At 36.6% G+C, this 25441-nt stretch carries 24 protein-coding genes; 11 read left to right on the top strand and 13 right to left on the bottom strand.

Annotated elements, in window-relative coordinates; genetic code table 11:
* Window positions 1-4: 4 nt before the first annotated feature.
* From H6W53_RS13305 to H6W53_RS13295, 3 genes are read left to right on the top strand one after another with little or no spacing between them, the layout of a single operon-like run.
* Window positions 5-1063: a DUF389 domain-containing protein gene (locus H6W53_RS13305; protein WP_185207464.1), complete on the top strand. Its 1059-nt coding sequence runs from the start codon at window positions 5-7 to the stop codon at window positions 1061-1063.
* A 36-nt stretch (window positions 1064-1099) separates the two neighbouring features.
* Window positions 1100-1897, top strand: a complete 798-nt coding sequence (locus tag H6W53_RS13300; RefSeq protein WP_185207462.1) for a DUF2797 domain-containing protein — start codon at window positions 1100-1102, stop codon at window positions 1895-1897.
* 32 nt (window positions 1898-1929) lie between these two features.
* Window positions 1930-4614, top strand: a complete 2685-nt coding sequence (locus H6W53_RS13295; protein WP_185207459.1) for a hypothetical protein — start codon at window positions 1930-1932, stop codon at window positions 4612-4614.
* A 26-nt stretch (window positions 4615-4640) separates the two neighbouring features.
* On the opposite strand, the gene H6W53_RS13290 is transcribed toward H6W53_RS13295, so the two are convergent.
* A complete protein-coding gene (locus tag H6W53_RS13290) occupies window positions 4641-4991 on the bottom strand; it encodes a hypothetical protein (RefSeq protein ID WP_087706923.1) in 351 nt (116 codons plus the stop codon).
* Window positions 4992-5162: 171 nt separating this feature from the next.
* On the opposite strand from H6W53_RS13290, the gene H6W53_RS13285 reads away from it, so the two are divergent.
* Window positions 5163-5357, top strand: coding sequence for a hypothetical protein (locus tag H6W53_RS13285; protein WP_087706921.1), 195 nt, complete (start codon window positions 5163-5165; stop codon window positions 5355-5357).
* Window positions 5358-5480: 123 nt separating this feature from the next.
* Window positions 5481-6527: a PA0069 family radical SAM protein gene (locus tag H6W53_RS13280; RefSeq protein ID WP_185207457.1), complete on the top strand. Its 1047-nt coding sequence runs from the start codon at window positions 5481-5483 to the stop codon at window positions 6525-6527.
* Window positions 6528-6586: 59 nt separating this feature from the next.
* On the opposite strand, the gene H6W53_RS13275 is transcribed toward H6W53_RS13280, so the two are convergent.
* Window positions 6587-6754, bottom strand: coding sequence for a bacteriocin-like protein (locus H6W53_RS13275; protein WP_165762945.1), 168 nt, complete (start codon window positions 6752-6754; stop codon window positions 6587-6589).
* Window positions 6755-6975: 221 nt separating this feature from the next.
* On the opposite strand from H6W53_RS13275, the gene H6W53_RS13270 reads away from it, so the two are divergent.
* The gene (locus H6W53_RS13270) at window positions 6976-7245 is read left to right on the top strand and encodes a bacteriocin-like protein (RefSeq protein WP_185207454.1); all 270 of its coding nucleotides are present in this window, start codon (window positions 6976-6978) and stop codon (window positions 7243-7245) included.
* Between the two features lie 83 nt (window positions 7246-7328).
* Here H6W53_RS13270 and H6W53_RS13265 read toward each other — a convergent pair whose 3' ends face one another.
* On the bottom strand, window positions 7329-8279 hold the full coding sequence (locus tag H6W53_RS13265; RefSeq protein WP_185207452.1) for an isopenicillin N synthase family dioxygenase: 951 nt from the start codon (window positions 8277-8279) through the stop codon (window positions 7329-7331).
* Between the two features lie 85 nt (window positions 8280-8364).
* Between H6W53_RS13265 and menD the strand changes: the two genes are divergently transcribed.
* Window positions 8365-10041 (top strand): 2-succinyl-5-enolpyruvyl-6-hydroxy-3-cyclohexene-1-carboxylic-acid synthase, encoded by a 1677-nt coding sequence (menD, locus tag H6W53_RS13260; RefSeq protein WP_185207450.1) that lies wholly within the window; start codon window positions 8365-8367, stop codon window positions 10039-10041.
* Here the strand turns inward: menD and H6W53_RS13255 are convergent.
* The gene (locus H6W53_RS13255) at window positions 10038-10664 is read right to left on the bottom strand and encodes an aminotransferase class IV (protein WP_076391262.1); all 627 of its coding nucleotides are present in this window, start codon (window positions 10662-10664) and stop codon (window positions 10038-10040) included. The genes menD and H6W53_RS13255 overlap by 4 nt on opposite strands.
* Complete coding sequence (locus H6W53_RS13250; RefSeq protein ID WP_185207448.1) at window positions 10648-11625, bottom strand: aminodeoxychorismate synthase component I; 978 nt, start codon at window positions 11623-11625, stop codon at window positions 10648-10650. Before H6W53_RS13250 ends, H6W53_RS13255 begins: the two co-directional genes overlap by 17 nt.
* A 177-nt stretch (window positions 11626-11802) precedes the next feature.
* On the opposite strand from H6W53_RS13250, the gene H6W53_RS13245 reads away from it, so the two are divergent.
* The 4 genes from H6W53_RS13245 (at window position 11803) to H6W53_RS13230 (ending at window position 14561) form a co-directional block, all read left to right on the top strand.
* The gene (locus H6W53_RS13245) at window positions 11803-12396 is read left to right on the top strand and encodes a hypothetical protein (RefSeq protein ID WP_228457797.1); all 594 of its coding nucleotides are present in this window, start codon (window positions 11803-11805) and stop codon (window positions 12394-12396) included.
* Window positions 12397-12470: 74 nt separating this feature from the next.
* Window positions 12471-13208: a beta-carotene 15,15'-monooxygenase gene (locus tag H6W53_RS13240; protein WP_185207447.1), complete on the top strand. Its 738-nt coding sequence runs from the start codon at window positions 12471-12473 to the stop codon at window positions 13206-13208.
* The gene (locus tag H6W53_RS13235; RefSeq protein ID WP_087706906.1) at window positions 13208-14293 is read left to right on the top strand and encodes an AI-2E family transporter; all 1086 of its coding nucleotides are present in this window, start codon (window positions 13208-13210) and stop codon (window positions 14291-14293) included. Before H6W53_RS13240 ends, H6W53_RS13235 begins: the two co-directional genes overlap by 1 nt.
* Window positions 14294-14306: 13 nt before the next feature.
* Window positions 14307-14561, top strand: coding sequence for a DUF3820 family protein (locus H6W53_RS13230; RefSeq protein ID WP_185207699.1), 255 nt, complete (start codon window positions 14307-14309; stop codon window positions 14559-14561).
* 53 nt (window positions 14562-14614) lie between these two features.
* Here H6W53_RS13230 and uvrB read toward each other — a convergent pair whose 3' ends face one another.
* The 8 genes from uvrB to H6W53_RS13190 form a co-directional block, all read right to left on the bottom strand.
* Window positions 14615-16606, bottom strand: a complete 1992-nt coding sequence (gene uvrB, locus H6W53_RS13225; RefSeq protein WP_185207444.1) for an excinuclease ABC subunit UvrB — start codon at window positions 16604-16606, stop codon at window positions 14615-14617.
* A 154-nt stretch (window positions 16607-16760) separates the two neighbouring features.
* Complete coding sequence (locus H6W53_RS13220; protein WP_185207442.1) at window positions 16761-18134, bottom strand: M56 family metallopeptidase; 1374 nt, start codon at window positions 18132-18134, stop codon at window positions 16761-16763.
* Entirely contained in the window at window positions 18131-18505 is a 375-nt protein-coding gene (locus H6W53_RS13215) for a BlaI/MecI/CopY family transcriptional regulator (RefSeq protein ID WP_185207440.1), read from the bottom strand. The genes H6W53_RS13220 and H6W53_RS13215 overlap by 4 nt, the downstream gene beginning before the upstream one ends.
* A gap of 486 nt (window positions 18506-18991) precedes the next feature.
* On the bottom strand, window positions 18992-21427 hold the full coding sequence (locus H6W53_RS13210) for a TonB-dependent receptor plug domain-containing protein (RefSeq protein WP_185207438.1): 2436 nt from the start codon (window positions 21425-21427) through the stop codon (window positions 18992-18994).
* A 278-nt stretch (window positions 21428-21705) separates the two neighbouring features.
* Window positions 21706-22863: a pyridoxal phosphate-dependent aminotransferase gene (locus H6W53_RS13205; protein ID WP_185207436.1), complete on the bottom strand. Its 1158-nt coding sequence runs from the start codon at window positions 22861-22863 to the stop codon at window positions 21706-21708.
* 1 nt (window position 22864) lies between these two features.
* Complete coding sequence (locus H6W53_RS13200) at window positions 22865-23950, bottom strand: FAD-dependent oxidoreductase (protein WP_185207434.1); 1086 nt, start codon at window positions 23948-23950, stop codon at window positions 22865-22867.
* Between the two features lie 202 nt (window positions 23951-24152).
* Window positions 24153-24770, bottom strand: a complete 618-nt coding sequence (locus H6W53_RS13195; protein ID WP_185207432.1) for a DUF502 domain-containing protein — start codon at window positions 24768-24770, stop codon at window positions 24153-24155.
* An 11-nt stretch (window positions 24771-24781) separates the two neighbouring features.
* A complete protein-coding gene (locus tag H6W53_RS13190; protein ID WP_087706880.1) occupies window positions 24782-25363 on the bottom strand; it encodes a tRNA-(ms[2]io[6]A)-hydroxylase in 582 nt (193 codons plus the stop codon).
* Window positions 25364-25441: the final 78 nt, after the last annotated feature.

The following is a 25441-nucleotide window of genomic DNA, read 5'->3' as shown; positions in this document are numbered from 1 at the left end:
ATAAATGATTAATTTTCAAAAATTATTCACCCTGCCAAAAGAAGAAGAGGAAGAATTTACCTTTCAGGAAATTGAAGAGGGAATTTACTTTCGCGGACACAATCTCTGGCTTTTGGTGATCTCTATGGGAATTGCCTGCATCGGTTTAAATATTAACAGTTCGGCGGCAGTTATCGGAGCGATGCTGATTTCTCCTTTAATGGGACCTGTTGTAGGCATTGCATTCGGGTTTTCAATCGGGAACAGGCATCTGATCAAGCTGGGAGTTTTCAACTGGCTTCTGATGATTATCGTTGCCCTTTGTTCTTCCACCCTGTATTTCCTTGTTTCTCCTTTTCACTCGGAAACTTCACAACTGGAAAGTTTTAAAACGGCGACTATTTTCGACTGTTCTCTGGCTTTGTTGGGCGGTTTTGCCTGGTTTCTGGGAATTGTAAGAAAAGAAGCCATAAAAGTAATTGCCGGAGTTGCGGTTTCTACCGCCTGTATTCCGCCGCTTTGTACAGCAGGATTCGGGATTGCCAACGGAAACTGGGAATATTTCTGGGGCGGATTTTATTTTTACCTAATCAATTGTTTCTTTATTGCGGTAGGAACATGGATTCTGAGTCTTGTACTCGGTTATCAGAAGTACTACATGGAAAAAGGAAAGGCGGCGAACAGAAAGAACTCATTAATTATAAGTCTGGCTTCTGTTATTATTCTGCTTCCGAGTGTTTTACTCACCAAAAAGAAATGGGATAAAGAAACACTGAAAGAGCGGTCTGAAAATTACATTAAAAAGATCAGAGAAAATCATCCGGAACTCGCCATCATCAATTATGAACCTTTTAAAGAAGGTGAAAGCAATTTTCTGAGAATTACGGTGCTGAATGACAGCGTTTCCCTCAGCAAAAAAAGGCTGGATGAACATAATGATCTGGTAAAAGACATTCATTTAATCTGGCAATATTCGCCACATTCTGAAAATATGAATAATCCGGACGTAAGAAAACTTCAGAATCAGATTAATGCTTTGAAAGAAGAAATCAACCTGCTGAAATCTGAGAACAAAATCAAATAAATTTTAATTTTTTTATATTTACTTAAACTTAATACAATGCAGTTTCAAGGGCAAATTTTAAAGATGACGAGCTTCCACGACGAGCCGATCCAATATTACCTTAATCTTTCCGGTGATCTTATCCACATGAACGAACTTTTCGGAAAAGAACTTACCATAAAACATACGGGGTACCAATGCGTAAACTGTGGCGAAAATAAACCGATTTACAGAATGGGCTTCTGCAAAAACTGCTTCTTTGAAAGTCCTTATGCAAGCGATACAATCATTCGTCCCGAACTTTCCACAGCACATCTTGGAATTGCGGAACGGGATTTGGATATAGAAAAGGAAATTCAGTTACAGCCACATACCGTTTATCTTGCGTACACGGGAGAAGTAAAAGTAGGGGTTACGAGAAATACACAGATTCCTACAAGATGGATCGATCAGGGCGCTACATTTGCGCTGCCTATTGCGAGAACGGAAAACCGATATGAAGCGGGAATGATAGAGGTCGCTTTGAAACAGCATGTTGCCGATAAAACAAGCTGGAAGAAAATGCTTCAGGACGATTTTGAAGATGATATAGATCTTGCCGATTTTCAGCAGAAGATAAAAGAATATTTTCCTGAAGATTTCCAGAAGTTCTACAGTGAAGGCGAAAATCTGTGGAGATTCGATTATCCGTTTGAAAAACCTGAAAAAGTAACATCTTTTACTCTTGATAAAAGACCTGAATATACAGGAAAATTAACAGGAATTAAAGGACAGTACTTAGGTTTCGAAGGAGGCGAGTTTATTAATGTAAGAGGACATGAAGGGTATGTAATTGAATTGACTGTTAAAAATTAATAGAATATTGAATTAAAACCAAATCACAAAAAATGAAAGGATGGGTAAAAAAATTATTTCTTGCTCTGGGAATTTTGCTGGTAATTGTTTTACTGGCAAATCTTGGGCTAAATATCTGGCTGAAAACAAGGCTTCCGAAATACATTAAAAACAATACGGATTATAAAGTTTCCTACAAAAGTCTGGATGTTGATCTTCTGTCGGGGAATATTCTTTCGACAGGAATTACCGTCAACAGCAAAAACCCTCAGAATTTCAATGTTATCGGACTTCAGGGTACGATTGATACTTTGAAAATAAGCCGTTTCGGCATTTATGATGCCATTTTCAATAAGCAGATCAGCTCATCAGATTTACTGCTGTCCAAACCTAATCTGAATATTATTCTTGCGAAACCAGTTGATACAAAAACCGGAAAGAAAAGAAATCCGGTACGTTTTGACAACATCAGAATCAATGAAGGAAATATCAGCATTTTCAGATTTACGAAACAGAAATTCTTTTCGGTGCAGGATCTGAATCTGTATGTGGAAAATCTTCAGATGACGGAAGAATCTGTAGAAGATAAATTGCCTGTGGTTTTCGATCAGTACTCCATTAAAGGAAGTAATTTCTTCTTCCGTCCGGATAATATCTATGCATTGGAAATCAATAAAATAGAAACGAGAAACGGGCAGATGTCGATTGATCAGTTTCAACTGACTCCACTCGTTACTTTTGAACAGTTTAAAAAATATTATCCTAAAAAGACGCAGCTTTTTCAGTTTAATATCGAAAAAATGGAGTTCAAAGATATTGTTCTGAAAAAGAATAAAGTTTCTTTGGCAAATGCTGTTTTTTATAATCCTGATTTTAAGATTTACACCACCGATGCAGCTCCGGTAAAGCCTAAAAAACCGCTTAATTTTGATATTGATCTCGAAGATATTAAGCTAAACAATGCTACTGTTCAGGTGATGAAACCTAACGGAGAAAAACTTCTCTACGCACAAAAGGCAAACCTGAACATCAATAAACTGAGATTTGATAAGGAAACAAGAGAAGAGCTGATTCCGGTAGGATATAAAGATTTTCAGTTTTCAGCGCAGGATATTTTGTACTCCGATCATCAGGATTTTAATGTAAAAAGTTTCACATTAAATCCGAAAAAAGGAGAAATCCGAAATATTTCCGTTGTTCCTAATGGTTCAGCAGCTGGAAAAACTTCCATGAATCTTGTCGCAAATTATATTGGTTTCAACATCAATAAATGGGAATCCGTAGATAAAAAACTGAACCTTGATGTAAAAGATGTTCTGGTAGATCAGGTGAAAGGAAGCGTCAAAGCGGGAGAAATAAAAACAGCGAAAAAAACAGCCAATCTCAGTGGGATTCAGTTTCCGATAATCATCAGAAAAGTAGTGCTGAAGAATTCTGATATTACGTATGAGAAAAACAACCAGCCGTTGAGTTTTGCCCGTCTCAATGCGACCATTAATGATATTCAGCTTACCTCAAAACCCGACAACTCAGGAATCGCTGTTGATGTAAAAAACTATGCGCTTACTTCGGGCAATTTTGCTTACAAAACCGAGTTTTATCATATGACTTCCGGCGCTTTGAAGGTCGATAAAAATAACATCCGGCTTTCTCAGTTTGCGATGAAGCCTCTCGTTTCGAGAGCGCAGTTTATCAAAATGATTCCTGTGGAAAGAGATTTATACGATATTAAAGTGAATCAGATTACAGCAAACGGAACATGGGATCTGTTTTCGGAGAATAAGTCGATTAATGCTTCTAATGTTACTATTGAGTCTGCCGATGCCAATATTTTCAGAAGTAAAATCCCGAAAGACGATCCTAAAGAAAAACCTTTGTATTCCAGATTGTTACGGTCTATAAAAATTCCGATGGTCGTTAATAATCTGAATCTTAGAAATTCTGTTCTTGTGTATGAAGAAGATACGCCTGAAAGTGCAGGACCGGGAAAACTGACATTCAGCAACTTTAATATGAATGTTAAAAACCTCAACTCTGCCAAAATGAAAGGAAAACCGACAAGAATGGACATTAAAATAGACTGTTCTTTTATGAAGCTTGCTCCGCTTTCGGTCAACTGGAATTTTGATGTAGCAGATCAGCGTGATGTGTTTGCTATTTCGGGAAGAACCACCAATCTTCCGGCGCAGGGAATCAACCCGTTCATCCGTCCTTATCTTCATGTTACGGCAACGGGAACTATTCAGGAAATGCTGTTCAATTTCAAAGGGAATCCGAAAGGGCTGAACGGAAGTTTTAATCTGAAACATAAAGACCTTAAAATTGCGGTGTTAGATAAAAACAACCGCGAAAAGAAAGGTTTTTTAACTGCCGTTGCCAATCTTCTGGTAAAAACAGACTCGGGAAAACTTCCTGAAGATGTACAGGTGGAAGATGTGGAAAGAGATCCTACCAAATCCTTCTTCAACCTTTTCTGGAAAGGAATTGAACAGGGTCTGAAGAAAACTTTGATCGGAATTAATATAGACGGTGCCAAAAAGACGGTTGACAATGCCAAAAAGACTGTAAAAAATGTAAAAGAAGATGTGAAAGGCATGAAGCAGTCTGTAAAAGAAATAGGTCATGAAATAAAGAATAAGCCCGATCAGAATAAAGAAGAGCAGCCCAAAAAAGAAACTGAAAAGAAAGGTTTTCTGAAAGGCATATTTAAGAAAAAAGAAAAATCCGGAACTGAATAAGTTCCGGATTTTTATCATATTTAAATTTAGAAATTGTAATCGTCGCTTTCATCAATGGTGATGGCTCTTAAAAACTGATCGAATTCTTCACCGGGATAATTGCTGTCTGCTCCGTAAGAATCGATGATCATTCCCATGTTTCCTGCCGTATCTTTTACCAGATAAAGCACTGCATTATCATCAGGATTGCTGTCTCCCTCAAAACGGTACGTTTTCAGAACCGTTAATTCTGAAGGCTGATACACCTTGTCTGAATTTTCGAACTTCATTTCGCACTTTTCATTCATTCTGAACTCACGATGTACTCCTCTTTGTGCCAATTTTGCCATTACCTGACTTAAGGTTGTCATTTTATCAATATTGTCTGTATTTTCCATAATAATATTTTTGTTTTAAACTACAATAATTAAACCATTGATCGCTTTGTTGTGGTATTGGCAAAGATTATATTTTTAAATTTTTTCAATATCTGTTAACAAAATTTATCGTGACAGAAAATGTTTGGGTATACTTTTTGCAATAACGAGAATATATAAATCAGACAGAATATGAAAAAAGAAGTCGGAGTTTTACTGGCAGGAGGAGTTGGTCTTTTGGCAGTATTAAGTATCATAGGAATAAAAAAAATATTACACAGAAAAGATAAAAAATACAGTGATGCCTATTCGGATTATCACAGACATTTCGAAGACAAAAACTATGACGATGAATATCATGGCGTAGAATTTTATGCACTGAAGTAGTTAAAAAATATATCCAATCATGTTAAAATCCGGGGCTTTTAAAGTTTCGGATTTTTCTTGTGGAAAACTTTAATGTTAAAATTCATTTTTTTATAATCATTCCACTCTAATTTTACATCATCAATGCAGAACGAAAATATCATAAAAGGTCAGGGAGCACAGCGAAATGTAAACAATCGTTTCGACCGATATACCTTTGAGCCTGAAGATGATGAGTTTGAAACCGTAAAAACTTCCTTTACCGAAGTTTTTCCTAAAAGCATCGTTAATCGGGTAAAAAGCGATGATCTTCCGATGGAATATTCCATGAATCCTTATCAGGGCTGTGAACATGGATGTTCCTACTGCTTTGCAAGACCTACTCATGAATATTGGGGATACAGCGCTGGAATTGATTTTGAAAGGAAGATCATGGTGAAGAAAAATGCATCCGAACTTTTAGAAAAATTTTTCCAGAAAAAAGGATATCGACCAGCTCCAATTTTACTTTCCGGAAATACAGACTGTTATCAACCCGCAGAAAGGCAGTTTGAGATTACCAGAAAAATACTGCAGGTCTGTCTGGATTACAGACATCCGGTTCATGTTCTTACAAAAAACGCTTTGGTTCTTCGCGATATCGATATTCTGCAGCCTTTAGCCGAACAAAATCTTGTGTCCGTTTCATTAAGCATTCCCACCATCAATGAGGAACTTCGAAGAAAGATGGAGCCCAGAACCAGCACAGCCAAAAACAAATTGAAAGCGATAGAAATTCTGTCTGAACTTAAAATTCCTGTCAATGTTATGGTCGCGCCGATTATTCCCGGATTAAACAGCGATGAACCTTTAACCATTTTAAAAGCAATCTCTGAAGCAGGAGCGCAAAGTTTCGGTTACACTCTGGTAAGATTAAATGATTCTGTAGAGCCGGTTTTTGTGAACTGGATTGAAAATGCATTTCCGGACCGTGCTCAGAAAGTCTTAAATCTCATCCGTTCCATGCGGGGCGGAAAATTAGGTGAGAAAAAGTTCTTTGACAGACAGAAAGGGGAGGGAAATATTGCAGAAATGATTCATAATATCTTTAAAATAGGGCGAAAAAAGTTTTTCGATGGAAAAGAATTTCCGAAACTTTCCACAAAAGGGTTTACGGGAACAAAAGATCAGCAGTTGAGGTTGTTTGATTAAAGTTTCCCAAAAATAAAAACCGCTCCAAAAGGAACGGTTTTTTATAACTTTTTTGCAGTCTACATATCCGTTACAGGACATTCGAAATCTTTGCTGCATGCAGCGCATACAATGACGTCTCCGCAAACGTACATACAGAAATCCGGTTCATCCGGAAAAGACTTAATTCCTCCTGCTCCTTTAATTCCTTTTAATTGGCTTTTGCTTAATTTTTTTAAATTTTTCATATTGTTTTAGTTAAAAATTTGATACTAATGTAAAGATAATCAAAATTTTAATAAATCAAACTATTGTGTAATATTTTGGTTGATTTTTTAATAGAAATAAAATATGAATGAATTTTCCTATATTAGTGAATAATATTTTTAGAATTTTATAGTTAAACACTTATCATAATAAAGCGGTTTCCGAAAAGCTGAAAGAGTAGGAGTACATCAAATCAAAAACTATGAAAAATTTTAAAAAGCTTTCAAGAGAAGACAAAAAAAGAATTTCTGCGGGCTATGGTCCTGCGTATTGTATTGAAGGAGGCGGTCCCGGTTCGGGCGGCTGTGGCGCAAATGAAATCTGTTCTGGCGGAAAATGTGTACCGTATCAGGATCCGGGAGGGGATCCGGGAAATCCCGGCGGCGGAGGAGATGCTTATACCTGTATCTGTCCGTGGGGAACTTTTACACAATCCACACCTTGTCCTGAGTTCTATTGTATTACAGGATAATAAAAAAGGAAGGTGTTTGTTGCCTTCCTTTCTTATATATTTTCCCTAAAAACAGAAAACCGGGCAAATTACCCGGTCTGTATTTATTTTTTAATTAATCCTAATTCAATTAATCTTTCGTGTAAAAATTCTCCTGCTGTTGTATCTTCATACAGTTTAGGATTGTTTTCGTCTACACAGTTTTCCAAAGCATTCAGTGACATTGAACTCACGGGATGCATAAAGAAAGGAATTGAATATCTTGAAGTTCCCCACAATTCTCTTGGCGGATTTACCACTCTGTGAATCGTAGACTTCAGTTTGTTGTTGGTATGTCTCGAAAGCATATCTCCAACGTTAATCATCAGTTCGTCCGGTTCTGCAATCGCATCGATCCATTCTCCGTTATGATTCTGAACCTGAAGACCTTTTCCCTGAGAACCCATCAAAAGGGTAATAAGATTAATATCTCCGTGAGCTGCAGCTCTTACTGCGTCGTTCGGCTCTTCCGTGATCGGAGGATAATGAATGGGTCTTAAAATAGAGTTCCCTTCTGCAATTTTATCATCAAAATAAAATTCATCAAGACCAAGATACAGCGCTAAAGCTCTCAGAACATACTGTCCTGTTTTTTCCAACATTTGGAAAGCTTCTTTCCCTACTTCGTTGAATTTTGGAAGTTCTTCAACGATTACATTGTCCGGATACTCGCTTTTGTATTGGGAATCATCAGACACATATTGTCCGAAATGCCAAAACTCTTTCAAGTCTCCTTTTTTGAAGCCTTTTGCAGTCTCCTTACCGAATCCTACATAGCCTCTTTGTCCGCCAATTCCCGGAATCTCATACTTCTGTTTCGTTTCCGTTGGCAATTCAAAAAAGTTTCTTACCTCTCCATACAGTTCATCCACCAATTTGTCATCAAGAAAATGGCCTTTTAAGGCTACAAAACCAATTTCTTCATAAGCTTTTCCGATTTCATTTACAAATTTCTGTTTGCGTTCCGGGTCACCCGAAAGGAAATCACGCAGGTCTACACTAGGTATTTTATCCATTTTTAGAAATTTACGAACTGCTAAATTACAGATTTTTAAATTAAAAATTATTTCGTGTTACGCATTTATAAATTAAATTTGTATTATGAAAAAATATTCTTCCAAAAGAAGTATTCAGATACTTGCACACCTTCTTCAGCAATACGGAATTTCAGATATCATTGTTTCCCCGGGATCCAGAAATGCACCTTTGGCGATTCATTTTTCAGAGATCGACAGTTTCAACTGTTACAGTATTGTGGACGAAAGAAGTGCGGCTTTTGTAGGAATGGGAATGGCGATGAGCGAGAAAAAACCTGTTGCAGTTACCTGTACAAGTGGTTCGGCTTCTGTAAATTATTATCCGGCGATCACGGAAGCTTTTTATTCCAATATCCCGCTTTTGGTGTTAACAGCTGACAGACCAACGGATTATGTGGATATTTTCGACGGACAGACGATCCGTCAGAATAATCTTTTTCATCAGCATTCTTACGGAGATTTTCAGCTTTTGGAAGACGGAAAGGAAAATGCGGAAGATATTAATTTTGATATCATTAAAAAAGCCATTGAACTTTGTATTGAAAAACAGGGTCCGGTTCACATCAATATTCCTCTCGAAGAACCTTTGTATGAATTAATTTCAGAATTGCCGACTTTCCCGACGGTTGAAAAAACAATCAAACAGAAAGAATATGAAATTCCTTCTAACCTTGTTGCAGACTGGAATACTTCGCAAAGAATCATGATTCTTGTGGGAACCAAAGATCACAGTCCGGAATTGGAAAATCAGCTAACGCAGTTGGTTAAAAATCATACGGTTGTGGTTTTGAGCGAAGCGAATTCAAATTTATACCACGAAAAATTTTTCAGGCATATAGACCGGTACGTTTTCAATTTCACGGAAGAAGATTTTAAAATGTATGCACCGGATTTGCTGATTACAGTGGGACAGAATGTTGTTTCCAAAAAGGTGAAACAGTTTTTAAGAAAAGCTAAACCCAAACAGCATTGGCATCTTGATCCTGTCTGGCAACCCGATACCTATTTTGCTCTAACTGAAAAAATTGAGGTAAAACCGGAAACCTTCTTTTCTAAATTATTGAAATTCGTTAATCTTGAGCCTAAGCCTTATTTTAACCTTTGGGATGTTTTAAGAGATAAAAAAGATGCAAAGCATGAAAAGTTCTTAAATTCCGTAGATTTTTCAGATTTTTATTTTTTCAATAAAACAGCACAGATTGTTCCTGAAAATTACAATATTCATTTCAGCAACAGTTCGGCAATACGCTATGCACAGCTTTTCGATTACGGCAAAAGAAGAATTTACTGCAACAGAGGAACGAGCGGAATCGATGGTTCCACTTCTACAGCAATGGGCTTTGCAATCAAAAATTCTAATCCTACTTTGTTGATTACCGGAGATTTAAGTTTTTTCTATGACATTAACGGACTTTGGAATCAGTACATTCCTCCGTTTGTAAGAATCATGATTTTTAATAACGGCGAAGGTAATATCTTCAAAATTATTCCGGGACCGGGAAATGCCAATCCGAATACGTTAGACGAATTTATCGCTACAAAACATCATAAAAATGCCGAGTATTTAGCCAAACATTTCGGATTCTCCTACACAAGAGTAGATGAAGAGGTAACTTTAGACCGTGTTCTTGAAAATTTCTTTAAACCGGATGTTCAGCCTAAAATATTGGAAATCAATACGCAGGCTTTGCATAATGCAGATATACAAAAATCGTATTTTAACTTTCTGAAAGAGAATTAAAGATCCAGATATTCTTCATTTCCCGGCAGATTGATAATCCTGTCCAAAGGATAAATGAAATTTTCGTCAAAATCATTCATCGCGTTAATGATTTGGAAATGAGAAAATTGCTTGATGTTCTGTAAAGTGATCTCGGCTTCTTTTACTTTTTTGTGTTTTAAAAGATTTTGTCTCTGTACACCATTCAGAAGATACGTTGAAGGAGTAAACCAGTCTTTTCCTTTTAAAAATAAAAGGTTAGAGTAGGAAGTGTCTGTAATGTGATTGTTTTTAACGATGATGATTTCTTCGGCTTTGGATTTCATCTTCATCTTTTCGAGCTCTTTCCGGTCTTCAAATTTAAAAGAATAATCGTAGCTGTTGTTTTCAACCAACTGAAAATCGTCAATTTCAGGAATCGCATAAGGAATCATCTGTGTGCGGATTTTCTTATCAAGATCATACACGATTCTCAGCTTGAAAAGTCCGTCCTCATCATGCTCAAGATGCTTATAAATCTTGGCAATATCTATGGTGCCTTCCTTTCCAAAATGGGCGAAAGTCTGGTCTACACGCTTTTGATGAAATTCCAATAAAAAAATTTCCTGATCTTCTACTTTAATGCTTTCAATGAATTGGGACATAGATTTTGTTTTTCATTTCCTGATATTCGTCTTCTAACCTGCTCATGTGTGTAATTCCGCCTCCGCTTTTAAAGAAAAGTTCTTCTCCTTCTTTTTCAATAAAACGGATCATTACACAACTGTCGACATTTTTTCCGTCAAACCAACCGCAAACGCCTGTATAATATCCTCTTTCATAACCTTCTGCATCCAGAATAATTTCCAGTGTTTTAGGTTTAGGAGCTCCCAAAATAGAACCTGCAGGAAGCAGTTTTTTCATGATGCTTCCCAGTTTTCCATTAAATTCAGGTTTGATGTTTCCTGAAATTTCGGAACTCATGGCATATAAATCTTTTTGCTTTGTTTTGATGAAATCGATGTACTGAAACTTGTCGACTTTCACATCGTCTGCTACCATGCTCAGATCATTTCGGAGCAAATCTACCACCGTGTAATGCTCTGCTTTTTCCTTTTTATCGTTCTTAAGAATTTCAGCGGCATTATCTAAAGACGCATCAATTGTGCCTTTCATGGGATAGGTGGAAATTTTTCCGTCGATGATCTTTACAAAAGTTTCAGGAGAAAAAAATACGAAAAAATCTTTATAAAAAACTTTATATTTCGCAGAAGAATGATAAAATATTTCTTCCAGCGTCAAATTCGTCTCAATTTTGGTTTTTCGGGTATAATTTACCAGATAAGAATTTCCGAAGCGAATATTTTTCTGAACTTTATCAAATCCTTTTTTAAAGCTTTCCAACGTTTCAGGATAAGAAATCCATTCTACTTTTTTGTTTAAATGAGGCTCTGTTTGTATGGTTGAAAAGTTTTGAAAATCAATTAATAAGCCCGAATTTTCAATTTCATCTTCTTTAAAGATTTCAACATTCTCCGTAAGAAAATCAATGATAAAAAAGTAGGGAACTTTCTGTAGTGAAAGTTCATCCATTTCTGTAAATTTTTGATGATTCGCCGAAAACATTCCGCAAAAGTAATTATTGATGTTTACTTTTGCACAAAATTTTTTTAATGGAAAACAAATATCCACAGAAACCGGGGATTAGATTTTATACTGAAGCAGGCATTTTTCTACTGGAATAAGACGCTGATTTTTCAGCTGATGTTTTCGGTGCTATACTTTGCCATATTTTTCACCTCAATGTTTTTCTTTGCAGAAAAATTCGGGGTATTGGAGCAGCAGCAGCAACTTATGGAAGCCTACCAAAACGGAATGGATGCTTATCTGGCAAAAGCAGCAGAACTTGGACAAACGGATAGTTCTCGATACTTCAGCTATGCTTTACTGGGAACACTGGTTTTCCTTTACCCTTTAAATCTTGGATTTTTTCAGATTTTCAGAAAGATTGATTTAAAAGAAAAAATTGAGATCAGTGATTTACTGGCGGGTTACAGCGGGACGAATTTTTTCAGATATATTTCCTACGGTCTTTTTTGGTTTTTGATCTATGCTATGATCTTCAATACCTTAATTTTGCCTGTTATCTGGGTTTGTATCACAATATTTGTCGCTCCAATGATGTTTTTCATGAACCGAACTATCTTCGAATCTATTTCTTTAAATTTTAAAGCATTGAAGATGTATTTTCTGGAAATATTTGTGTGTGTGATGGTTGCGGTAATTTTTAAATACATAGGATTTACCCTGTTTTTTGTAGGAGGTTTATTTACATTTCCTTTCTGGAATGCGATGATTTATTCGCTTTACAAAACCATTTTCTCCGAAAAGGAATAAATTTGAAGTGATATTAATATTATTTCTGCCAAAAAAAGATTAATTTGGTAGTAACAACATTAAAAAATCACACCATGTCAGAATTTGATGAATTTGATCAGCAGGGTTCTGTTCCGGAAAGGAATACAGGGTCTATAATTTCTCATGCTTTCGAAATCTATAAAGGAATTTTTCTTTATGCGATCGCTGCGATGATCGTTTATATAATTGGCGATTTTGTATTACAGTCTGTTACAGGTTATAATTCCTGGGAAGGCTTTAGCGGTTTCAGCAATATTGAGGATGGCGATTTTTCTCAATATAATTATTTAACCCGACCGGGAGCTTCTTTATATTATTCTGTTTCAAGTTTTTTTGGCATTCTGTTTTCTCCTATTTACGTAGGATTAATCTATATAGCCAATAAGTTTAATACTAAAAATGCAATAGAATTTTCTGATCTTTTTATCGGGTATCGTCAAAATTTAGGAAATATCCTTCTGTACTGCTTATGCACTACAATTATTTTTGGTATTTCCGCAGCACTGTGCGGGATCCCGTTCTTGTTTGTTTATCCACTTTTTCTTTTAGGTTATCCTATTCTTTTGTTTGAGAATGCAAATGCAATAGATGCAATCAGCAAGACTTTTAACATCGCAAAAGAAAATTACGGTACGTTTTTAGGTGCAGGTCTTTTGGGCGGATTAATTAGTATAAGCGGAATTGTTCTTTGCTGTATAGGCATCATAGCTACTTTTCCTTTTATCATGATCGTCATGTATTCTACTTACTGTGCCCATTTAGGAAAACCAAGACAAATAATAAACAACTAATGAATAAAAATGAACAAATAAGCAGTGTAAAAATAAAGCAGGTATTTCTGTTGGCAATTATTTTGATATTGGCGGCATTAATCTGTTATAATCTTGCGCTTTTTATCCCTTCCGTATTGGGAGCAATCACCATTTATGTCGTTTGCAGAAAGTATAACTTTTACCTTCAGGAAGAAAAAAAATGGAAACCCTGGCTTGCTTCATTAACCTTGATGTTTGCCAGTCTTATAATTCTCATTCTCCCGATTTATTTTATAGGAGATCTTTTAATTGAAAAACTGGGAAATGCGCAGGCTTACATGGATAAGTTTAATGTATTTCTGGAAAAAATTCATACTTATATTTTCGATAAAGTAGGGTTTGATATTTTAAGTAAAGAAAATATGGATAAGCTGAAAAGCAGTGTAGGACAGTTTTCTACCAAAGCACTCAGCGGAACCGTAAATACACTCACCGTAGTAATGTCGGTGTATTTTATTCTTTATTTTATGTTGGCAAAACCTCGTTTATTCGAGAGAATTCTATCCTCTTCAGCGCCTTTGAAAAGATCGAATGTATCTATGATCGGAGAAAAAATGAGAAAGCTGATTATGGCAAATGCGATCGGAATTCCCGTTGTTGCTCTCGGACAGGGGGTTGTTGCTTTAGTAGGATACTTTATTTTTGGTGCGCCAAGTGCAGTTTTGCTTTTTGCATTAACGGCGGCAGCTTCTATGATTCCCGTTGTGGGAGCAGCAATTGTTTATGTTCCTGTCTGCGTTTATATGATTGCGGAAGGAAATACGGGAGCGGGACTCGGGCTGGCTGCCTATTGCCTTATTGTTGTCGGATTAACAGATAATGTACTGCGTTTTACCCTTCTCAAAAAGTTGGAAGATATTCATCCTTTAAATACGGTTTTCGGGATTATTATGGGAATGAATTTATTCGGATTTATGGGATTGGTTTTCGGTCCTATTTTAATTTCATTAACTTTGCTTTTAATTCAGGTATACAGAAACGAATTTTCGGATGATGATACTCCTGAACTTAAGCTTCCGGGAAATGACAATGCTCTGGAGGATAAAATCGATTTAATGGTATAAAATGGAAGACGGAATAAACCCTGAAATTTTAAAAGAGATCTGTGTCGTAAAAATGCCTTTCGGGAAATACCAAGGAACGGTTCTCGCGGATCTGCCGATAAGCTATCTGGAATGGTTTGCCAGAACAGGAATGCCCAAAGGAAAGTTGGGAATGCAGTTAGCAACGATTTACGAAATAAAATTAAACGGTCTAATGGATTTGCTGACTCCAATTCGGGGAGGAAGTATGAATTTTGAAAAGCCTAAAACGAAAACATATAAATTTTAGCATAAAGTTTCGGCGGCATCGAAGATGCCGCCGAAACTTTTTATTATCCTTTATTACTCCTTCAAAGCAGCAATTTCATCCCTTAATTTCGCGGCTTTAATGAAATCAAGATTTTTCGCAGCAGCTTCCATTTCCTTCTGCTTTTGCGCGATTACTTTTTCCATGTCTTCAGAAGTGTAGCTTGCTTTGGCTTCAGCAACTTTCTGTAAAATTTCTTTTTGAGTATATTTTTCATCCGGAAAATCTTTGCTTCTTCCGACAAGGCTTTCAGAAATCTTCTTATTTAAAGCCACCGGAACTTTGCCGTGTTCTTCGTTGTACTGCATTTGTTTTGCACGGCGGTATTCAGTCTCATCAAGCGTTGCCTGCATCGATTTGGTGATCTTATCAGCGTACATAATCGCTCTTCCGTTAAGATTTCTCGCGGCACGACCAACGGTTTGGATCATCGATCTTCGGCTTCTCAACATCCCTTCTTTATCCGCATCCAGAATCGCTACTAAAGACACTTCCGGCAAATCCAGACCTTCTCGCAATAAATTTACCCCGATTAAAACATCAAAAAGTCCCACACGCAGATCCTGCATGATCTGGATACGTTCCAAAGTTTCTACATCGGAATGGATGTACCGTGTTCTGATCCCGAATTTGGTAAAATATTTTGTTAATTCCTCCGCCATTTTCTTGGTTAACGTCGTTACCAGAACCCTTTCGTCAAGATCCGCTCTCTTCTGGATTTCCTCCATTAAATCATCAATCTGATTCTGGGTAGGACGGATTTCTATAATCGGATCTAAAAGTCCGGTCGGACGAATAATCTGCTCAATATAGGCACCGCCTGTTTTTTCCAGTTCATAATCTGCCGGAGTTGCGGAAACATAAATAACCTGATTCTGAATCGCTTCAAATTCTTCAAATTTCAAAGGACGGTTATCCATTGCGGCAGGAAGCCTGAATCCGTATTCCACCAAAGCTTCTTTGCGGCTACGGTCGCCTCCGTACATCGCATGAACCTGCGGAACCGTAACGTGGCTCTCGTCAATCACCATCAAATAATCTTTAGGGAAATAATCCAATAAACAGAAAGGTCTTGTTCCCGGCAATCTTCCGTCGAGATACCTCGAATAATTTTCAATTCCGGAACAGTAACCCAGCTCTTTAATCATCTCCAAATCGAGTTCGGTTCTTTCCTGTAATCTTTTGGCTTCCAGTGGTTTTTCAATAGAATTGAAAAAATCAACCTGCTTTACCAGATCATCCTGAATATCGCGAATTGCGCCGTTCAAAGTTTCTTTTGATGTTACAAAAAGATTGGCAGGATAAATCTGAATCTGTTCAAAAGCTCCTGTCACATTTCCCGAAACCGGATCAAAACTCTGGATTTTTTCAATTTCATCCCCGAAAAACTGAATTCTCATTGCGTTATCCGCATAAGCAGGGAAAACATCAATCACATCTCCTTTCACACGGAATGTTCCTCTTTGGAACTCGTTTAAGGTTCTGGAGTATAGTGCATTAACTAAAGAGTGAAGAAGTGCAGTTCTTGTCACTTTTTCTCCAATTGCAATGGAAATTAAAGATTTGTGAAATTCTGTCGGGTTTCCGATACCATAAATGCATGATACGGAAGCAACAATCAGAACGTCCCGTCTTCCGGAAAGTAAACTCGCGGTTGCGGAAAGTCTTAGTTTTTCAACTTCTTCGTTGATACTCAGGTCTTTTTCGATGTAAGTTCCGGTTGTGGCGATGTAAGCTTCGGGTTGATAATAATCGTAGTAACTTACAAAATATTCAACGGCATTTTCAGGGAAGAATTCTTTAAACTCCATGAAAAGCTGTGCCGCCAAAGTTTTGTTATGAGCTAAAACCAAAGTCGGCTTTTGGACATTCTGCACCACATTGGCAACGGTAAATGTTTTTCCGGATCCGGTAACTCCTAAAAGCGTTTGGTATTTTTCCCCGATTTCGATTCCTTCGGTGAGCTTTTCTATCGCTTGTGGCTGATCTCCGGTAGGTTTATATTCTGATTGAAGTTTAAAATTCATAAAAATTGTGATGTTATCCTAACAAAAATACGAAAGATATATTTGACATCGGGAACTATTTCATACCATAGATTCATTAAAATAGACGAATGACTATATGTAAAACAAAAACAGCACCCAATCTGAATGCTGTTTTTATTTTAAAAAATCAATCCTAATTTTGAAAAGACATCATTAGCGGAATTCTCATGCTGTAACGAACAGGTTTTCCATCTTTTTCTGCGGGCTTCCAGACGATGTTTTCATTGGCTTTTTTGAAAGAAATTACTGCTTCTGCATTAAATGCTTCATTGTTTCCTGATGCTTTCACATCCGCAATATTTCCGTCTTCCAGAACAGTATAGTTAATCTCAGTTCTATACGTTTCTTTGCCTAGATTCATTTTAGACGCGTCAAATGCTTTCGCCATTTTATTCCTCATTTCATTAATTCCTCCCGGATATTGAGGAAGCAGTGTTGCCTCATCTTTTGTTGCCATGTTTTTACCCTCTTTCGGTCGGATGGTATCCTGAAAAACTCCTCCATTAATCATGTTTTCACTTAACTGCTCAGTAATTCCACTTTCAGGGTTTAAAGATTTGTTTTTAACAACATCAGTAATTGGTTCATTACTTTCAGCAATCTGTTTTTTCACAGGTTCTGATATTGTTTCCTGCGTTTTTTCGATCATCTTCTCCATCGGAGTGGCGTAGGTTTTCTGCACGAATAGTCCGAAAGCAATCAGCAAAACCGGAATGCTGATTACTTTTTTTAAGTCTGTCAGCTTAGATTTTTTGGTGTTCATCATAATAAATCGTTTTTTGGTGTTTTTGAAATTGAATGTATGCGTAAGGTTATAGTTTTGGCTTGAAATAATTTTTTCCAGAATTAAATTCTGATAGTCTTTTATGGCAAAATTGTTTTTTAAAACAGATTCATCTGCCAGAAATTCATGATTGGTAATTATTGCTTTTTTGTAGAAATGCACAGACGGATTGAACCACGTAAAAGCCTTTATGATTTCAACAATAATAATATCAATGCTGTGTTTCTGTTCCAGATGACTCTTTTCGTGAAGAAATATTCTGGAATCTATTTCATGGTTTTTCAGATAGTTTTTTCCTAAATAAATCGTATTCCAGAAACTGAAAGGAGAAATGTTTACATTGGTGATGATGATATTTTGATTCTGATAGATCATTTTTTCACCCTTCAGATTTTTAATTTTTACATATGAAATAATAGTTCTTGTCAGGAAAATAAATGTTACTATTCCGTACAAGATCCAAATCAGATTCATCCAGTTAAAACTTTCCTGTTTCGGCGTAATGTCCATAACCTGCTGTGTTGCTTCAATCGTTTTCTGCAAACGATTAACAGGTTTTTGAGCTTCCGATTGAATGGAAATGAATGGAACGGTGTAAGAAAATAGAAGGGAAAACAAAAGGTAAAACCTGTTGAAACCATACATTTTCTCCTTCTGCAAAAACACGTAATATACGGTCAAAAGCAAGGAAGAACACAGAATTATTTTTAAAACGATCATCATTTTTCGTCGATTTGCTGGTCGATAATTTCACGGAGTTCTTTCAGCTGTTTTTTGGAAAGCTTTGCATTGGACGTAAAAAACGATGCAAACTGCGTTACGGAACTGTTGAAAAAACGGTCAATCATGGAAGACATTTCTTCTTTGAAATAGTCTCCTTTCGCGATCTTTGGATAATATTCGCGGGAATTTCCATACAATTTGTAGCCAACAAAATCCTTATTTTGCATTCTTTTCAGAAGGGTGGCAATAGTTGTAGTGGCAGGTTTTGGTTCAGGGTAGGATTCTAAAATGTCCTTCATGAAAACTTTTTCTTTTTCCCAAAGAATTTCCATGAGATCTTTCTCAGAATCGGTCAGTTTTATTTCTTTCATATTCTACGATTTGTTATTTGTTTCTACAAATGTAGAATAAAAATTTAAACAAACAAATTTTGTAATATAATTTTTTGATTTAAAGTTCTTTAATTATTTTAAATTATTGAATATAAGATTATTAAGGCTTTTGTTTAACCGCAAAAGTCACAAAAGATGAACTAAACTTCTATTCAAAGTCAACAGTTATAAATCAAAAAGATCACAATAGTTTTTAAAAATCTTTAATTTTTATTCCTTTTGAGCGCATTGGTTATTATAGAAATTCACCTTAACATTCTTTGGTGGTTAATTCTGAAATAGTTTAAATAAGTTTTATCAATTGTTTTAATACTAGAGTGCATTGGTATAGCGAAAATTACCAAATTAATAGTTAAAATTTTAAGAGTCAAAAGATTGGTTTTCTGTAAAAAATAAAGGCTCCTGAATTCAGAAGCCTTTTGTCAACAGTGGTTAAATAAAAGTTTAATGCGTTTATTGTGCAGATTAAAATTTGAAATTGAATCTTGCAAAAGCCTGTCTTCCTGCAAATCCCATCTGTACAGGATCAAAAATACCTCCTGATTCTGTATTTCCGGCTGAAGCTGCCTCTCTTTGCAACGTAGGATATCGGTTGAAGAGATTTTTACTTCCGATCGTCAGACTAATATTTTTTGAAAATTCGTAGCCGAAAGAAAGATCCGTGGTTACTTTTGGATTGTATATTTGGTAATCGTCCGGTCCGTTATAGCCTACCAAAGTCACTTTATCAAATCTTACCAACTGTAAATTAGCATTGAATTTACTGATCTTATAATTCAGGTTTAGATTGATCTTCGTTTTCGGTGCAGAAGCTAAGATAAAAGCTCTTTCTCTCGGGCTGAGATAAATGTCTTCTTTTCCTTTCAGCCTGTCGGAAGTATTCACTTTTGTGATCTCCATTTCATTGTAGTTTCCGGCTAGTGTTGCTGTCAGTTTTCCTTTTCCGATATTTTCGTTAAAACTTAAAATAACATCAACCCCTTTAGTTCTTGTATCTATTGCGTTGGTGAAAAACTGAGCCTGATCGATACGGTTTTCAATTAAAATATTTCCGATCGCATCATCATCCTGCGAGAAATTTCCTGTTAAAACAATTCTGTCTTTTACCTTGATGTAGTAGCCGTCAACTGTTGCTGTAAATTTTCCGGTGTTAAAAGTGAATCCTGCGCTTCCATTCACAGAAGTCTCCTGTTTGAGCTGCGGAATTCCGACTGCTTTTGCCAGATTACTGTCATTAGAAGCCAATTGAATGGTAACCAGACTTCCTCCCTGAAAATTGGTAAACTGTAAACTGTAATATTTCTGAGCCAGAGACGGTGCTCTGAAGCCTGTAGAAAAAGATCCTCGGAATGCAAACTGTGGTGTTATTTTGTATCGTGTTGCCAGTTTTCCGTTCAAAGTGCTTCCAAAATCATTATAATTTTCGAATCTTCCGGCAATGCTTACCATCCAGTTTTTGGTAATATCGAGTTCGGTATCTACATACGCTGCAAAATTATTTCTGGACTTGTTAATTTCCTGAGAATATCCGGGAAAACCCTGAGAACCGCCCGGTCTTACATCTCCGCTTAAAGGATTGATTACCAATAATGTTGAAGGAGTACTTGCCGTCACGACATTTCCATTCACATCATACATAGCGTAAGAAGCTTCTTCACCTTTGATAATATTGAATTTTTCATATCTGAATTCTGAACCGAATGCCACATTCAGCCCTTCCAGAATCGAAAACTGTCGGGTTGCATTGAAACCTGTTGTATTCTGCAGCAGAGAATGTCCTCCCGCATCAAAACTCGTAGGTGATCTTACGCCTAATGTTGCATTGATAGTATGATCGATCTGATAGGTAAATCTGTTGCTTCCAAACGCATTGTACGCATCCACTTCCCAGTTAGCCACTTTGAATTTTAAACCATTATCAAACGTGAAATCTGAAATGCTTGTATCCTGAACGGGATTAAAACCATTAGGATAAACCTGTGGAATATTTCCGTCTGCGTCCGCGCTTCTTGTCCATGCATAAGCGTCTGTATTTCTGTGCGAAAAGCCCTGTCTGGAATAAAATTTTAAATTATCGGATATTGGAATTTCAATATTTCCGAAAAAATAAAAATTCTGTGATTTTGCATCCCCGAATCTTTGTCTCGGAGCATCATATTTTTCAGGATTGGCATTACGGATCGCATATTCTTTATTGACAAATTCTGCCGTAAAATTTCCGAACCCGCCTTTAGAACCTATTTTTGTTCCGTAGTTTCCGTAGAAATCAAAAGTATTTCCGTCTATTTTTCGGTCAGAAACCACATCTTTATCTCCCGGACTTTTAAAAAGATTCACTCCATAAAAAGCATTGCCTTCAAAACCATGATTACGGTCATTTAAAATAACGTTGATTACTCCTGCAATCGCATCCGAACCATATTGCGCCGATGCTCCGTCACGAAGAACTTCAATTCTCTTTATCGCACCTACAGGAATCGTATTCATATCCGATCCTGTATTTCCACGGCCTTTTGTACCAAAAAGATTGATTAATGAAGACTGATGGTATCTTTTTCCGTTGAGCAAAAGCAAAGTCTGATCGGGACCAAGTCCTCTTAATGTTGCAGGATCTACTGCATCCGCTCCGTCTGATCCGGATTGTTTATTGGAATTGAATGAAGGCGCTGAAAACTGTAAAAGCTGGTTGACTTCAATCTGCCCTGTTGACTGGCTTACCTGTTTAATGTCGATGATGTCAATCGGAACCGGAGTGTCTACAACTGTTCTTTTTTTATTCCGGCTTCCCGTAATGGCAACCTCATCAATTTTTCCCTCTTTTGATATGGTGTCATTAATCTGCTGAGAATACAGAACGGAAGATGCTCCAAGAAAAAAGGCACTTATGTATTTAATTTTCATATTGTATTAGATTTAAATTAGCAATTATATCAAAAATATTAATTTTTGTTTTTAAATCATTAATGAAATATGGTTTTATTTGATAAATGTATTTAAATTAAATAAAAATTATGATATCATGGAAAAAATGAATGGTATTTTAAATAAAGAAAAAAAGTTTTCGGGAAAAAGTTTTAGCCTTTTTAATTAAATCGCAAAAGCAGTTAAGTTTGAAATTAGGGTAAGACATATTTGAAAAAAAACGGATTCAAGTTTTATTGAATCCGCTTCTGTATTTTTTAAAAACTATTGATTATTCTGTTCAGTCCTTCGGTGAGGATTTCCTGTGAGGTTGAAAAACAGATTCTTACGTGTCCTTCAGCGCCTTTTCCGAACCATCGTTCCGAGCCGGGAACAATCGCTACTTTTCCTTCTTTTAAAACTTGCTGTGCAAATTCGTCACTCGACATACCGTTGTTGATTTTAGGAAAAATAACAAAAGTGGCTTCGGGAAGATTAGGAATTAGAACGCCCGAATTGCTCAGCATACTATGGGCTAAATCTCTGTTGTGCTGTAAATGCGTAAGAAAATCATTAAACCACGGTTTTGCTTTATCAATGGCAACGCTTGCTGCAATCTGCGATAATGTAGAAACGCCTTCGATGGTAGAATTGAACATGGATTTTTCTGTGAAATCATCCATTAATTCCTGATCGTTGCATAAAACCGCACCAATTCTCAATCCTGCAATTCCGAATGATTTTGAAAATCCGAAAACGGTAAAACTTTTCTTTTTAGCATTCTCGGAAACAGAAGAGTAGGTGTTGAATTCTTTTTTATCATACACAATATCGCTCCAGATTTCATCGCTCATCACCCAAAGATCATGAGCTGCCGCAATGTCTGCAATCTTCTGTAAAATCTCTCTGGAATATATTCTTCCGACTGGATTGTGAGGATTACAGATGCTGATCAGTTTTGTTTTCGGAGAAATTAAGGAGACCAACATTTCAAAGTCGATATCTCCTGTTTTGGAATCTACCGCGCACAATTTAATGTTTCCGCCAACCGAATCCACTGTTTTTTTGAAAAGGAAATCCACCGGATCGAAAATAATAGCTTCATCTCCGGGATTCAGTACATATTTGGCAACCATATACATTCCCATCGCGGCACTGTTAACAGCCAACACATTTTCTGGCGTAAAGCTGCCTTTTTTACCCGTATTAAAATGCTCTGCAACACTTTTTTTGAACTCAGGAAGTCCGGAGAATGGGCCATAACTCAAATAGCCGTCCTTAATATATTCTATAATTCCGTTTTCTATTTCTTTAGACATTCTGAAGTCCGGATCTGCCGCTGTTAAAGGGATAATTCCTTCTTCCAGAGTTGCCCATCTTCCGTTGTAGGCTTTTCTTTTCAGTGCTTCAAAATTGATATCGTTGTTTGTAAACATTTTATTTGTATGAAATTGGTAAAGTGTTTTTAGGCTGTTCGTTCAGAGGTAAAAGAAATTGTTCCAGCAGGGCTCTTCCGTTTTTAATATGGATTTCGATTTCAGATTTCCGGTCTTCTTCGTATTTGCTGAAGGTTTCCTGAAGATCATTTCCTTCGGCTAAAAGTTGGGTTAAAGTGAAAGAGTCTTTCAACGCTGAGGTAACGCCCTGACTTGTAAAAGGAATTAATGGATGTGCTGCATCGCCCATGAAAACGACATTCTGATGATAAAAAGGATTTAATTTTTCAAGCTCATAAACTCTCCAGATGTGTGCATTTTCATAGCCTGAACCTTCGATGATGGATGAAATCAGAGGATTCCAGTTGCCAAAATTATCCAACATAAACTGCTTGATGCAATCCGGAGTGTAATCTTCGTTGATGAAATGTTTGGTGATATCAAACTGGCAGTACCAAAGGATTTTTGAGAATGAAAGTTTTAAAACGCCAAAAGTAAGTCCGCCGTTTTCATGATGGAATTTCAGAAAATTGCTTTCGATTTTGCCCGCCAGTTCTTCGTTTTCAATGATGTTTACCACTTCATTTTCCAGAACGGCTTTCATGATTTCATCCTGAAAAATAGTTCTTCTGATGCGGCTTCTTGATCCGTCTGAAGCAACAACCACATCTGCTTCCAGAATAGTATTTTCGTCCAGTGTAATTTCTGCTTTTCCCTCCGAAAATCCGTTCAGCGCAACCGTTGAATTGTAAGAAATTTTATCTGAAGGAATTCCTTTGGCAAGAATCTCGATCAGGGCGCTTCTGGAAACCACAAAAACATCATCCAGATCTTTTTCGGAAAGAATTTCTCCGCTTTGGTTATAATGGATGTATTTTTTCAGAAAACTTCCTTTTGCGTAAAGGTCATTAATATCAATAATGGCTGAAAGATGTTCAATTCCTTCTTTGGGAAGGATAAATCCGTGTCCTTTCAGATCATTTGGGGTTCTTCTTTCGTAGAGATGATAGTCGATATTATTTTTTTCCAAATAATTTGCCATACTCAGACCGGATACACCGGCTCCTATGATTGCAACTTTGCCCATCTTTTTTATTGTTGTTAGTTTTGTTTTAATTTGTAAAATTTTCATTAAAAATGAATAATCTGCGAAAAAATTTTATTCTAAAAATCAGATGTATTCTTTTAATGAACAGGATAAAAGTTTTCTTTAGTGCTGTATTCAGCTAAATAAAGAAAATGATAGCAGAGAAGATCTTCTGCAATAGTATTTAAGTAAAAAAGAAAGACTATTCCGGTGCCTTGAAAATATTATCATCGGAATGGAACCCTGCAACACCGCCGCTTACCGCAAATTTCATTGCCGAAGCCGCTGTCATCCCTACAACGGGTTTAATGTTTTTTTCTTCGGTAATGATTACCCAGCCCGAAATAGCATAAGAATGAGGGAGGTATACCGCTACATAATTGTGTTTTTCAACGTCTGCCATTTCTTTTTGCGTTAAAAAGCCAATTCTCCATATTTCAGGATTTTCGTTGGTTTTTACCCAGACAGGATCATTGAATTTTTTTTTGTCTCCTACAAACGAGGACATTACATCTTTTGTTGGAGTATAAATGTGCTTTACACCGGGTGTTTTTTCAAGAAGACGATCCATTGCATCGAAAAAGAATCTTCCGACCACGAATTTATTTCCCAAAAAGCCTAAAATTGCGGTAAATAGAATGGTTGAGATGAAAACGAGCCCTGGAATTTCCTTTGCAACAGAAGGAATAATATTATCAATAGACGTTACAACATACCAGATCACAAAGATTGTCAGTCCGATCGGACCAATAATCACGAGTCCCTGAAAGAAATTTTTCAGGAAAAAATTGGCAATATTTTCAAACGTCAGCTTTTTCAATCTTATAGTATTTATCCGTGGATGCTTTCGCCTTTTCCGTACGACTGAATGACTTTGGCTTCATATTCCAGCCATTCTTCCCAGCGTTTGTTTACTTTTTCTTCGTCTCCGAGCTGTCTTGCAAACCCGATGAAGGTGGTGTAATGGTTGGCTTCCGAAATCATCAGTTCTCTGTAGAAGGTTTTAAGCTCTTCATCTTTAATATTTTCTGTCAGAACTTTAAATCTTTCACAGCTTCTTGCTTCAATCATGGCGGCGAACAGCATTTTATCTACAATAAGGTCGTCTCTGTTACCACCTTTCTGGATGAAATTTACCAGTTCATTCACATAATCGTCTTTTCGGGTGCGTCCGAAAGTATATCCTCTTTTTTTTATAATTTCATGAACCTGACGAAAATGCTCCAGCTCTTCCTGTGCGATGGCAAGAAGTTCCGTTACAATTTCCGGATATTCGGGAAGCATGGTAATTAATCCTATCGCGTTGGTAGCGGCTTTTTGCTCGCACCATGCATGATCCGTTAAAATTTCTTCAATGTTTCCTTCAGCAATATTTGCCCACCTTGGATCGGTAGGAAGTTTCAACTTAAACATGTTTTAAAATTTTCTGTAAAATTAAAATAATTTGCGATACGATTAAAGTTTATTTAAATATTCAGAATGTTTAAAAAA

Origin of the sequence: Chryseobacterium sp. C3 (assembly GCF_014218905.1) — a bacterium.
Classification (GTDB): Bacteria; Bacteroidota; Bacteroidia; order Flavobacteriales; family Weeksellaceae; genus Chryseobacterium; species Chryseobacterium mucoviscidosis.
This window is presented reverse-complemented; position numbering and strand designations above follow the sequence as displayed.

Excerpts from the sequence above, each read along its gene's own strand:
- H6W53_RS13305 (WP_185207464.1), top strand. The coding sequence starts at position 5 with ATGATTAATTTTCAAAAATTATTCACCCTGCCAAAAGAAGAAGAGGAA.
- H6W53_RS13300 (WP_185207462.1), top strand. The coding sequence starts at position 1,100 with ATGCAGTTTCAAGGGCAAATTTTAAAGATGACGAGCTTCCACGACGAG.
- H6W53_RS13295 (WP_185207459.1), top strand. The coding sequence starts at position 1,930 with ATGAAAGGATGGGTAAAAAAATTATTTCTTGCTCTGGGAATTTTGCTG.
- H6W53_RS13290 (WP_087706923.1), bottom strand. The coding sequence starts at position 4,991 with ATGGAAAATACAGACAATATTGATAAAATGACAACCTTAAGTCAGGTA.
- H6W53_RS13285 (WP_087706921.1), top strand. The coding sequence starts at position 5,163 with ATGAAAAAAGAAGTCGGAGTTTTACTGGCAGGAGGAGTTGGTCTTTTG.
- H6W53_RS13280 (WP_185207457.1), top strand. The coding sequence starts at position 5,481 with ATGCAGAACGAAAATATCATAAAAGGTCAGGGAGCACAGCGAAATGTA.
- H6W53_RS13275 (WP_165762945.1), bottom strand. The coding sequence starts at position 6,754 with ATGAAAAATTTAAAAAAATTAAGCAAAAGCCAATTAAAAGGAATTAAA.
- H6W53_RS13270 (WP_185207454.1), top strand. The coding sequence starts at position 6,976 with ATGAAAAATTTTAAAAAGCTTTCAAGAGAAGACAAAAAAAGAATTTCT.
- H6W53_RS13265 (WP_185207452.1), bottom strand. The coding sequence starts at position 8,279 with ATGGATAAAATACCTAGTGTAGACCTGCGTGATTTCCTTTCGGGTGAC.
- menD (WP_185207450.1), top strand. The coding sequence starts at position 8,365 with ATGAAAAAATATTCTTCCAAAAGAAGTATTCAGATACTTGCACACCTT.
- H6W53_RS13255 (WP_076391262.1), bottom strand. The coding sequence starts at position 10,664 with ATGTCCCAATTCATTGAAAGCATTAAAGTAGAAGATCAGGAAATTTTT.
- H6W53_RS13250 (WP_185207448.1), bottom strand. The coding sequence starts at position 11,625 with ATGTTTTCGGCGAATCATCAAAAATTTACAGAAATGGATGAACTTTCA.
- H6W53_RS13245 (WP_228457797.1), top strand. The coding sequence starts at position 11,803 with ATGTTTTTCTTTGCAGAAAAATTCGGGGTATTGGAGCAGCAGCAGCAA.
- H6W53_RS13240 (WP_185207447.1), top strand. The coding sequence starts at position 12,471 with ATGTCAGAATTTGATGAATTTGATCAGCAGGGTTCTGTTCCGGAAAGG.
- H6W53_RS13235 (WP_087706906.1), top strand. The coding sequence starts at position 13,208 with ATGAATAAAAATGAACAAATAAGCAGTGTAAAAATAAAGCAGGTATTT.
- uvrB (WP_185207444.1), bottom strand. The coding sequence starts at position 16,606 with ATGAATTTTAAACTTCAATCAGAATATAAACCTACCGGAGATCAGCCA.
- H6W53_RS13220 (WP_185207442.1), bottom strand. The coding sequence starts at position 18,134 with ATGATGATCGTTTTAAAAATAATTCTGTGTTCTTCCTTGCTTTTGACC.
- H6W53_RS13215 (WP_185207440.1), bottom strand. The coding sequence starts at position 18,505 with ATGAAAGAAATAAAACTGACCGATTCTGAGAAAGATCTCATGGAAATT.
- H6W53_RS13210 (WP_185207438.1), bottom strand. The coding sequence starts at position 21,427 with ATGAAAATTAAATACATAAGTGCCTTTTTTCTTGGAGCATCTTCCGTT.
- H6W53_RS13205 (WP_185207436.1), bottom strand. The coding sequence starts at position 22,863 with ATGTTTACAAACAACGATATCAATTTTGAAGCACTGAAAAGAAAAGCC.
- H6W53_RS13200 (WP_185207434.1), bottom strand. The coding sequence starts at position 23,950 with ATGGGCAAAGTTGCAATCATAGGAGCCGGTGTATCCGGTCTGAGTATG.
- H6W53_RS13190 (WP_087706880.1), bottom strand. The coding sequence starts at position 25,363 with ATGTTTAAGTTGAAACTTCCTACCGATCCAAGGTGGGCAAATATTGCT.